Annotated in this window: 10 protein-coding genes; 3 read left to right on the forward strand and 7 right to left on the reverse strand. The window is 58.4% G+C overall.

Going from position 1 to position 9,621, the window contains the following annotated elements; all coding sequences use genetic code 11:
• Window positions 1-35: 35 nt before the first annotated feature.
• The 5 genes from ACIOYV_RS31660 to hemJ all read right to left on the reverse strand — a co-directional run bounded on the left by ACIOYV_RS31660 (window position 36) and on the right by hemJ (window position 3,817).
• Complete coding sequence (locus ACIOYV_RS31660; RefSeq protein WP_163911318.1) at window positions 36-374, reverse strand: histidine triad nucleotide-binding protein; 339 nt, start codon at window positions 372-374, stop codon at window positions 36-38.
• Between the two features lie 81 nt (window positions 375-455).
• On the reverse strand, window positions 456-1,244 hold the full coding sequence (locus ACIOYV_RS31665; protein ID WP_054044114.1) for an SDR family oxidoreductase: 789 nt from the start codon (window positions 1,242-1,244) through the stop codon (window positions 456-458).
• A 62-nt stretch (window positions 1,245-1,306) separates the two neighbouring features.
• Entirely contained in the window at window positions 1,307-2,293 is a 987-nt protein-coding gene (locus ACIOYV_RS31670; RefSeq protein WP_054044113.1) for a DUF805 domain-containing protein, read from the reverse strand.
• 92 nt (window positions 2,294-2,385) lie between these two features.
• Window positions 2,386-3,354, reverse strand: coding sequence for a nitronate monooxygenase family protein (locus ACIOYV_RS31675; RefSeq protein ID WP_265041254.1), 969 nt, complete (start codon window positions 3,352-3,354; stop codon window positions 2,386-2,388).
• A gap of 34 nt (window positions 3,355-3,388) precedes the next feature.
• Window positions 3,389-3,817, reverse strand: coding sequence for a protoporphyrinogen oxidase HemJ (gene hemJ, locus ACIOYV_RS31680; RefSeq protein WP_401330184.1), 429 nt, complete (start codon window positions 3,815-3,817; stop codon window positions 3,389-3,391).
• A gap of 135 nt (window positions 3,818-3,952) precedes the next feature.
• Here hemJ and argC point away from each other — a divergent pair, with 135 nt between their 5' ends.
• Entirely contained in the window at window positions 3,953-4,987 is a 1,035-nt protein-coding gene (gene argC / locus ACIOYV_RS31685; RefSeq protein ID WP_401330187.1) for an N-acetyl-gamma-glutamyl-phosphate reductase, read from the forward strand.
• Window positions 4,988-5,155: 168 nt separating this feature from the next.
• Window positions 5,156-5,506: an iron-sulfur cluster insertion protein ErpA gene (erpA, locus tag ACIOYV_RS31690; protein WP_007947969.1), complete on the forward strand. Its 351-nt coding sequence runs from the start codon at window positions 5,156-5,158 to the stop codon at window positions 5,504-5,506.
• Between the two features lie 92 nt (window positions 5,507-5,598).
• Here erpA and ACIOYV_RS31695 read toward each other — a convergent pair whose 3' ends face one another.
• A complete protein-coding gene (locus tag ACIOYV_RS31695; protein ID WP_401330191.1) occupies window positions 5,599-6,690 on the reverse strand; it encodes an anhydro-N-acetylmuramic acid kinase in 1,092 nt (363 codons plus the stop codon).
• 3 nt (window positions 6,691-6,693) lie between these two features.
• The gene (locus ACIOYV_RS31700; RefSeq protein ID WP_401330193.1) at window positions 6,694-8,112 is read right to left on the reverse strand and encodes a peptidoglycan DD-metalloendopeptidase family protein; all 1,419 of its coding nucleotides are present in this window, start codon (window positions 8,110-8,112) and stop codon (window positions 6,694-6,696) included.
• A gap of 211 nt (window positions 8,113-8,323) precedes the next feature.
• On the opposite strand from ACIOYV_RS31700, the gene tyrS reads away from it, so the two are divergent.
• Window positions 8,324-9,523, forward strand: a complete 1,200-nt coding sequence (gene tyrS / locus ACIOYV_RS31705) for a tyrosine--tRNA ligase (protein WP_401330196.1) — start codon at window positions 8,324-8,326, stop codon at window positions 9,521-9,523.
• Window positions 9,524-9,621: the final 98 nt, after the last annotated feature.

The following is a 9,621-nucleotide window of genomic DNA, read 5'->3' on the forward strand; positions in this document are numbered from 1 at the left end:
GGCAAGCCTTGCTCCTACATGGCGGGGCGGGTGAATCAGCCCGGCGGCCAGGTCATCTGGCGCTGACCCAGCACGTGCATATGAATGTGGTAGACAGTCTGCCCACCTTCTTCATTGCAGTTCATGACAACGCGGAAACCTTTTTCGCAACCCAGCTCCAGCGCCAGACGTTGGGCGGTGAACAGGATATGCCCGGCCAGCGTCTTGTCGTCCTCGGTCAGGTCGTTGAGGGTGCGCACCGGTTTCTTCGGGATCACCAGAAAATGCACCGGTGCCTGTGGCGCGATGTCGTGGAAGGCCAGTACCTGGTCGTCCTCGTAAATGATCTTGGCCGGGATTTCCCGGTTGATGATCTTGGTGAACAGAGTATCCACAGCTGTTTTCTCCGTTGTTTGGGCTGGCCTGAGTGTACCCATGGGGTAAACCCGAGCCCAGCCATTTACCTTTAGGGGCTATTAGCGCGGGCAGTAGGCCTTGTTGACCATACCGGCGATTGTCCGGGTCAGCCACCGCGAGCCAAGTCGCGGCAGGAAGGCGAACCATCGATTCAACCTTCCGGGAATAATGATCGCGCGGTTTTTCGCCAGGGCGCGCACGGTGTACAACGCAACTTCTTCCGGGCTCATCAGCAGCCTGCTGTCGGTGACCTTTGCGGTGTCCAGTTGAGCAGTATGGAAAAACCCAGTGCGAGTAGGGCCTGGGCACAGTACCGACACCTTGACCGCGCATTTCTTCAGCTCGACGCGCAAGCCTTCGGAAAAATGCAGCACATAAGCCTTGCTCGCGTAGTAAGTGCTCATCCACGGGCCGGGGTGAAATGCCGCCACCGAGGCCACGTTCAAAATCTGACCGCCGCCCTGCAAGGCCATGCTGTTACCGATGGCATGACACAGGCGGGTGAGGGCCAGGATATTTACCTCGATCAGGTCTTGCTCAGTCATCCAGTCCTGGGCCAGGAACGGGCCGCACGTACCGATGCCGGCGCAGTTGACCAGCAAGTCGATTTGCCGGTCGCCTTCCTCCAGTTCCAGCAGAAACCCGGACAGCCTTAACGGCTCGCCCAGGTCGCAGGCGCGGAATAACACCTCAACGCCAAAACGTTGAGTCAGTTCAATCGCAATACTTTCCAGCTGATCACGTTGTCGGGCCACCAGAATCAAGCTGTGGCCGCGCCGGGCCAGCGCTTCGGCCATCGCCAGGCCGATGCCGCTGGAAGCGCCAGTGATCAGAGCGTAACGGGTCATGCAGTTCTCCATCGCAACAGCTCCGCGCCAGCGACGCAGGTGTCACGGGCGGGGAGCGCTGTTCATTCTTTCGCAGAGTCTACAGGGGGCTGGGCTTCTTCGGCTGCATCCGCTGCATCGTCGGCTGCATTTGGTGCTTGTTCCGCCTCGTCCGCCGGTTCGACTTCCACTTCGTCGGTGGTCACCGAGCCGCTGTCATAGCTGGTTTCGGCCGCGCTTTCATACTCTTGCTGGATAGCGGTGATGCCGCCAGCCAGTGCGCCGATGAAGATGAGTGCAATAAACACCACCCAGAGCCAGGCCAGCACTTTGACCGCCGTGCTGTTCGGCGGGGGCGGGGCGCCGTACTGATTGGCGGTGGGATTACCCGGAACCACCATGATCACGAACGGAAAGAAGCTGCCCACGAACGGCACAAGGTTCAGGAGCCAAAGCCATCCGGACCAACCGCAGTCATGCAGACGCTGAACACTGAACTGAATACTGACGAACCCCAGCGCCACAAAAAGAATAAAGGCCACCAGACCGCCGAGAATCAGGCCGGCGGTCGAGTCCGCGCCGATGAGCGCGAGGCCGAATAGTGCCAGCACCGAACCCACGGCCAACGTCACCAAGGTCAGGGCCATGGTCCAGGCCAGGAATCGCAAGCGCCCGATACGACCTTCGAAGCTGAACGGCTTGAGAGTGGCGAACGCTGGCAAGGCTTCACCGACGGTTGCCCGTGGCGGGGCATACGGCGACTCAGGGTCTGCCGATACTGTCTGGTAACTGGTGGGGACATGTTCGTGAACGTCGGACAGGTTCAGCTCGATCGACGGCTCGGCTTCGATTCGGGCATCGATGCCGGTTTTCGTCAGCGCCTGGAGATAGGATTGTGCGTCGAGCTGTGACAGGTCGCGTTTGAGCGCAACAGTGCGGCCACTGAATAGCCGTTCAATGGCGGCGACGTCGCTTTTGAACAGTTCAGCGAGGTTGAGTTTGGCGGTAGTGACGTCGACGCCTGGCAGCAGAGCGCCGTCGAAGACGATCTTGAAACGGTTTTCGCTCATGTCCGAGGCATCCTTGTCGCGCAGGTTTGGAAAGGGGGTGTTGCGATCGAGCAGTGTAAGGCCAGCCGGGAGAGGCTGGCCAAGCTTTACAGTCAGCGCGGCCAGCGTTTAGGCAACTGTGCCGCCAATTCCAGCGCCTTGCGGTACTCCGCATCCAGCCGGGCGACCAACTGATCGACACTTGGCAAGTCATCGATTTCGCCAACGCCCTGTCCGGCAGACCACACGGTTTTCCAGGCTTTGGCTTCATCGCTTATAGGCTTGAGTTTGGAGCCGAAGTTCACTTCGCCTTTACCTTGGAGTGCCGCCATGTCGAAACCGGCCGCTTCCAGGCTCTGGCGCATGAAACTCGCCGGTACGCCCGACACCGCTGGAGTATGCACGATGTCTGCTGCTCTGGAAGTCAGGAGCATCTCCTTATAGGCGTCAGGCGCATGACTTTCAGTGGTGCCGATAAATCGCGTACCGAAGTAGGCCAAATCCGCGCCGAGCAATTGCGCGGCGAGAATCTCGTGGCCGTGGTTCAGGCAGCCGGCCAGCAATAGGGTCTTGTCGAAGAACTGACGGATCTCGGCGATCAACGAGAACGGGCTCCAGGTTCCGGCATGTCCACCGGCACCAGCGGCCACGGCGATCAAACCGTCCACGCCCGCTTCGGCGGCTTTCTCGGCATGGCGACGCGTCGTCACGTCGTGAAACACCAGACCGCCATAGCTGTGCACCGCATCGACCACTTCTTTTACCGCGCCGAGGCTGGTGATCACGATCGGCACTTTGTGCTCGATACAGATCGCAAGGTCGGCCTGCAGTCGTGGATTGGTGTTGTGAACGATCAGGTTCACCGCGTAAGGCGCCGGGTTCTCCAGCGTCGCGAGGCCTGCTTCGATCTCTTCCAGCCAAGCCTTGAAGCCGCTGCTTTCGCGTTGGTTCAATGCAGGAAAGCTGCCGACTACGCCATTTCGGCAGCAGGCCAGCACCAATTGAGGATTGGAAATCAGGAACATCGGCGCGGCTACTACCGGCAGACGCAAGCGTTGTTCGAGCAGAGCGGGCAGCGACATTGGAAGTACCCCGGTTAGTTGCGGCTTATTGAGTTTAGAACGGTCGAACCACGACCAGAATTACGATTGCCAGCAATATCAGAATCGGCACTTCATTGAACCAGCGATAAAAGACATGGCTGCGGGTGTTTTCGCCACGGGCAAAACGTTTTACCTGGGCGCCACACATGTGGTGGTAGCCGATCAGGATCACGACGAGGGTCAACTTGGCGTGAATCCACGCGCCCTGGCTGAAAATGCTGGGGTTGAGGTAGATCAGTGCGATACCGAAGATCAGTGTGGCGATCATTGCCGGGCCCATGATGCCCCGGTACAACTTGCGCTCCATGATGCTGAAGCGTTCCTTGCTGACGGTGTCTTCGCTTTGCGCGTGATAAACGAACAGGCGCGGCAGATAAAACAGGCCGGCAAACCAGCAGACCATGCTGACGATATGAAGCGCTTTGAGCCACAGATAAAGCATTTTTAGTTATTCCCAGGTTCACGGTAGCGGGAATAGTAGAGGCTAGAAGCTCCGCACGTCACCTTGACGGTTGTCGCAGGCGCGCGCGGCCCCTATTATCGACGGCTTTCCAGTGGGTTCGTTGAGGGCAGGTTTATGGTCAAGGTCGGTATCGTCGGCGGCACGGGTTACACCGGTGTCGAACTGCTGCGTCTGTTGGCGCAGCATCCGCAAGCTGAAGTGGTAGTGATCACTTCCCGATCCGAGGCCGGTCTGGCCGTGGCTGACATGTACCCGAACCTGCGAGGCCATTATGACGGCCTGGCGTTCAGCGTTCCGGACATCAAGACCCTGGGCGCCTGCGACGTAGTGTTCTTCGCCACGCCTCACGGTGTTGCTCACGCCCTGGCCGGTGAACTGCTGGCCGCCGGGACCAAGGTCATCGACCTGTCGGCAGACTTCCGTTTGCAAGATGCCGATGAGTGGGCCAAGTGGTACGGCCAGCCGCACGGTGCGCCAGAGTTGCTGGAAGAGGCGGTCTACGGCCTGCCGGAAGTCAATCGCGAGCAGATCAAGCAAGCGCGCCTGATCGCCGTGCCGGGTTGCTATCCAACCGCCACGCAATTGGGTTTCCTGCCATTGCTCGAAGCGGGCCTGGCGGACACTTCCCGTCTGATCGCTGACTGCAAATCCGGTGTCAGCGGCGCCGGTCGTGGTGCTGCGGTAGGTTCGCTGTACTCCGAGACGTCGGAAAGCATGAAGGCTTACGCCGTCAAAGGGCACCGTCACCTGCCGGAAATTCGCCAAGGGCTGCGTCGCGCCTCGGGCAAGGACGTCGGCCTGACCTTCGTTCCGCACTTGACCCCGATGATTCGCGGCATCCACTCGACGCTGTACGCGACTGTCGTCGATCGCTCGGTGGATCTGCAGGCGCTGTTTGAAAAGCGTTATGCCAACGAACCGTTCGTCGATGTGATGCCGGCTGGCAGCCATCCGGAAACCCGCAGCGTGCGCGGTGCCAACGTTTGCCGTATCGCCGTGCATCGTCCACAGGATGGTGACCTGGTGGTGGTGTTGTCGGTGATCGATAACCTGGTCAAAGGTGCGTCGGGCCAGGCGGTGCAGAACATGAACATCCTGTTCGGTCTGGATGAGCGCTTCGGCCTGTCCCACGCGGGCATGCTGCCGTAAGGCTTTATCGCGCTCGGCAAAAAGGCCCTTCTAAAGGGCCTTTTTGCATTCTGGTCTGACAATTGGATCGATTGATATACCGTAACAATAGTTGACCAATTTTCTAGGAGAAGCGGATAATGCCCGACATCACGCATTATGGCGGCGTAACGCCGGGAGATAGTTAGCATGAGCGTCGAATCCTTCACCCCCACGGCTTTGCAATTCACCCACGGTGCCGCGCACAAGGTGAAGAGCCTGGTCGATGAAGAGGGGAATGATCGCTTGAAGCTGCGCGTATTCGTTACGGGTGGTGGTTGTTCAGGTTTTCAGTACGGCTTCACCTTCGATGAAGAAGTGGCCGATGACGACACCATCGTCGAGCGCGAAGGTGTGAGTCTGGTGGTTGATCCGATGAGCTTCCAATACCTGGCAGGTGCCGAGGTGGATTATCAGGAAGGTCTGGAAGGTTCGCGTTTCGTGATTAAGAATCCGAATGCCAGCACGACTTGTGGCTGCGGTTCGTCGTTCTCGATCTGATCCGCGTCACCGAATTACAAAGCGCCGCAGGGCTTCACAGTCCTGCGGCGTTTTGCTGTCCGGGATTCATCGGGATAGGTCAGTCGGGGTTGTCAGGCGGGGTAGATGGCGCCAAGTACGCGCAAGCCGCGGGCGCCGGTGACGCTCGGACGATTGGCGGCGATGCCTTCCAGGCAGCAATGGGCCAGCCAGGCGAAAGCCATCGCTTCGACCCAATCCGGGTCTACGCCGTAAGTTGCGGTGCTGCTGACCTTGGCGTTGGGTAACAAACTCGCCAAACGGGCCATTAGCGTAGCGTTGTGCGCGCCGCCCCCGCAGACCAGCAGTTCCCGGGTATCTGCCTGGGCACTTTGCAGTGATTCGACGATGGTCAGGGCGGTCAGTTCGAGCAGGGTCGCTTGTACGTCTTCTGCTGCGAAGGCGGGCAAGTGCGACAGATGCTGAGTCAGCCAGGGCAGGTTGAACACTTCGCGGCCGGTGCTCTTGGGGCCTTTGGTCACGAAGAAGGGATCGCTGAGCAGTTCGCTCAACAAGGCCGGTTCGACGTTGCCGCTGGCTGCCCATTGGCCGTCGCGATCAAAATTGTCGCCTCGCTGCTGGTGAATCCAGGCATCCAGCAGCACATTACCCGGGCCACAGTCGAAACCGGCAACTGGTTTGCCGGGTTCGATCAGGCTGAGGTTGCTGAAACCGCCAACGTTCAGTACCGCGCGATTGCCTGGTCGTTCTTCAAACAAGGCTTCGTGGAAGGCTGGAACCAGTGGTGCGCCCTGGCCGCCAGCGGCGACATCGCGGCTGCGGAAGTCGCTGACTACGGTGATGCCGGTCAGCTCGGTCAGCAGGGCAGGGTTGCCGATCTGCACGGTGAAACCGCGCGCCGGTTCGTGGCGAATGGTCTGGCCGTGGCTGCCAATCGCGCGAATGTCTTCGGGTTTCAGATGTTGTTGATCGAGGAGGGTGTGAATGCCCTGCGCAGCCAGTTTCACCCAGTTTTGCTGGGCGATGGCCGAGCGGGCAATCTCATCCGGGCCGCTGGCGCACAAGCCAAGCAGCTCGGCGCGCAGGGATTCCGGCATGGGGATGTAGTGCGTGGCGATCAGCCTGATCGCCGAGGTTTGCTCGATCAGCGCGATGTCCAGGCCATCGAGGCTGGTCCCGGACATCACACCTATATAGAGCGCCATGGCTTAGCGTTTGCTCGAAGCCAACATGGTGGCCTTCTCTTGATCCATCCGCGCCATCAATGGCTGACTTTGCGCAAGGAAACGTGAGCGCTCGGCCTTGGCGATCGGATCAGCCATTGGCAGCTTCTGGCCCAGTGGGTCGACGTGGACGCCGTTAACCTGGAACTCATAGTGCAAATGCGGGCCGGTGGACAGGCCAGTAGTGCCGATATAACCAATCACCTGGCCTTGCTTGACGCTACCGCCGGTTTGTACGCCTTTGGCGAAGCCCTGCATGTGGCCATACAGCGTACGGTAGGTGTTGCCGTGCTGGATGATGATGGTGTTGCCGTAACCGCCGCGACGCCCGGCCAGCAATACTTTGCCGTCACCGGTGGCCTTGATCGGCGTGCCGCGAGGGGCTGCGTAATCGACGCCTTTGTGGGCGCGGATCTTGTTAAGGATCGGGTGCTTGCGGCCCATGGAGAACTTCGAGCTGATGCGGGCGAAGTCTACCGGTGTGCGGATGAACGCCTTGCGCATGCTGTTGCCGTCAGCGGTGTAATAGCTGCTGTTGCCTTGTTTGTTGGTGTAACGCACGGCGGTGTAGGTCTTGCCGCGGTTGGTGAAGCGTGCGGAAAGGATCGGGCCGGTGCCGACAGCCTTGCCGTTGACGACTTTCTGTTCGTAGATCACGTCGAATTCGTCACCCTGGCGAATATCCTGGGCGAAGTCGACGTCGTAGCCAAACACGCTGGCCATGTCCATGGTCAGGCTGTGGGACAGGCCGGCGCGAGCGGCGGACTGCGAAAGCGAGCTGTTGATCACGCCATGAACGTAGGCGGAGCGCACGGTCGGTTTGGCGGTAACGCGGTTGAACACATAACCCTTGTCATTCTTGGTCAGGGTAATGGTTTCGAGGTCGCTGACCTTGCTGTGCAGGTTGGTCAGTTGGCCTTCAGGGTTCAGCTCGAATTCGAGTTTCTGGCCATGTTTGAGCTGGCTGAATTGCTTGGCCTGCTTGTCGCTGGCCAGGACTTCATGCACGGAGGCGGCGGGAAGGCCGACCTTTTCAAACAGAGTCGAAAGGGTGTCGCCTTTGCCGACGATCACTTCTTTATGATTCGGCGCTTTCTTTACTTCGACCACTGGCTCAGGCACGGCCTGGGCGGTTTGCTTGGTGTCTTCGGCGCTGTCTTCGATCTGCGCGAAAGGAGAAGCTGCTGGCTCATTTGTGGCTTGGACGGCTTCGGCAGCGTCTTGATCTTGTGTCAGTTGTTCAGCAGGACTTTCCAGTTCAAGGCTCAGGGTCGTCTTTTTGGCTTCAACATCACTGGAAGGGAATACCAGGAGCGCCAGGCTGAGAAGGGCGGCTATTCCACTTGCGGCAAGCAGGTGGGTCTTCGGGTAAAGCGGGGGCGCTTTAGACGGTTCTGTGGTCATAGGTAATTTTTGACTTTGAAAAGATGAATTGGAAAAGATGAATGACATGATGAAGATGAAATAACTGTATAAAATATAACCAAATCATCTCTGAAGCAAGCCTGCGGATGCTCTGTCCGTGGATTGGCGTGCGTGCGCCGGGCAAAACTTGTATTTGGTGCGCGATCTTGTATGGTTGGTTCCCTTTGAATCTGAGCCTTGCGGGTCTGTTATGAAGTCGGTTGAAGAGCAGCTAGCGCTGATTAAACGTGGTGCGGAAGAACTGTTGGTCGAGTCCGAGCTGATCGAAAAGCTCAAGCGTGGCCAACCGCTGCGTATTAAGGCGGGCTTTGATCCGACTGCGCCGGATTTACACCTGGGTCACACGGTGCTTATTAATAAGCTGCGCCAGTTCCAGGAGCTGGGCCACCAGGTGATCTTCCTTATAGGTGACTTCACCGGGATGATCGGTGATCCGAGTGGCAAGAGTGCTACTCGTCCTCCGCTGACCCGCGAGCAGGTTCTCGAGAATGCCGAGACCTACAAGACTCAAGTCTTCAAGATTCTGGATCCTGCCAAAACCGAGGTGGCGTTCAACTCCACCTGGATGGATCAGATGGGGCCGGCTGACTTCATTCGCCTGACTTCGCAATACACTGTGGCTCGCATGCTCGAGCGCGACGATTTCGATAAGCGCTACACGACCAATCAACCCATCGCTATTCATGAGTTCCTCTATCCGCTGGTCCAGGGCTATGACTCGGTTGCCTTGCGCGCGGATGTCGAGTTGGGTGGCACCGATCAGAAGTTCAACCTGCTGATGGGGCGTGAGCTGCAGCGTGGTTATGGTCAGGAGCCGCAGTGCATTCTGACCATGCCATTGCTTGAAGGTCTGGACGGCGTGAAGAAGATGTCCAAGTCGTTGGGCAACTACGTTGGTATCCAGGAAGCGCCGGGTGTGATGTACAGCAAGCTGGTTTCCATTCCTGATGCGCTGATGTGGCGCTATTTCGAGCTGCTCAGCTTCCGCTCCATGGATGAGATCAATGCATTCCGGGCTGATGTCGAAGCGGGTGCAAATCCGCGGGATATCAAGATCAAGCTGGCTGAAGAGATCGTTGCGCGTTTCCATGGTGAAGAGGCTGCGGCCAATGCTCATCGTGCGGCGGGTAATCGCATGAAGGAAGGCGAGCTGCCGGATGATCTGCCAGAGATCGAATTGACGGCTGCCGAAGACATGCCGATCGCCGCTGTCCTTAATAAGGCTGGCCTGGTGAAGAACTCGGCAGTGGCGCGTGATCTTCTGAATTCCGGTGGTGTGCGTGTAGATGGTGAGGTTGTCGATCGCACCTTTATATACGTACTGGGCGCGACCCATGTTTGCCAGGCCGGAAAGAAGGCATTTGCGCGTATTACGCTCAAATCCGAATAAACCTGAAATCAGGGGTTGACGGCAGATTCTGGAAGTCTATAATTCGCCCCACTTCCGGCGCAGTCGAAACGGAAAACTCCTTGGTAAACAAAGAGTTA

The sequence above is a fragment of the Pseudomonas sp. NPDC087342 genome (genome assembly GCF_044744265.1).
Taxonomy (GTDB): Bacteria; Pseudomonadota; Gammaproteobacteria; order Pseudomonadales; family Pseudomonadaceae; genus Aquipseudomonas; species Aquipseudomonas nunensis.

What these genes read in the sequence shown, in the direction of transcription:
- ACIOYV_RS31665 (WP_054044114.1), bottom strand. Translation starts at nt 1,244, where the DNA reads ATGACCCGTTACGCTCTGATCACTGGCGCTTCCAGCGGCATCGGCCTG.
- ACIOYV_RS31670 (WP_054044113.1), bottom strand. Translation starts at nt 2,293, where the DNA reads ATGAGCGAAAACCGTTTCAAGATCGTCTTCGACGGCGCTCTGCTGCCA.
- ACIOYV_RS31675 (WP_265041254.1), bottom strand. Translation starts at nt 3,354, where the DNA reads ATGTCGCTGCCCGCTCTGCTCGAACAACGCTTGCGTCTGCCGGTAGTA.
- hemJ (WP_401330184.1), bottom strand. Translation starts at nt 3,817, where the DNA reads ATGCTTTATCTGTGGCTCAAAGCGCTTCATATCGTCAGCATGGTCTGC.
- argC (WP_401330187.1), top strand. Translation starts at nt 3,953, where the DNA reads ATGGTCAAGGTCGGTATCGTCGGCGGCACGGGTTACACCGGTGTCGAA.
- erpA (WP_007947969.1), top strand. Translation starts at nt 5,156, where the DNA reads ATGAGCGTCGAATCCTTCACCCCCACGGCTTTGCAATTCACCCACGGT.
- ACIOYV_RS31695 (WP_401330191.1), bottom strand. Translation starts at nt 6,690, where the DNA reads ATGGCGCTCTATATAGGTGTGATGTCCGGGACCAGCCTCGATGGCCTG.
- ACIOYV_RS31700 (WP_401330193.1), bottom strand. Translation starts at nt 8,112, where the DNA reads ATGACCACAGAACCGTCTAAAGCGCCCCCGCTTTACCCGAAGACCCAC.
- tyrS (WP_401330196.1), top strand. Translation starts at nt 8,324, where the DNA reads ATGAAGTCGGTTGAAGAGCAGCTAGCGCTGATTAAACGTGGTGCGGAA.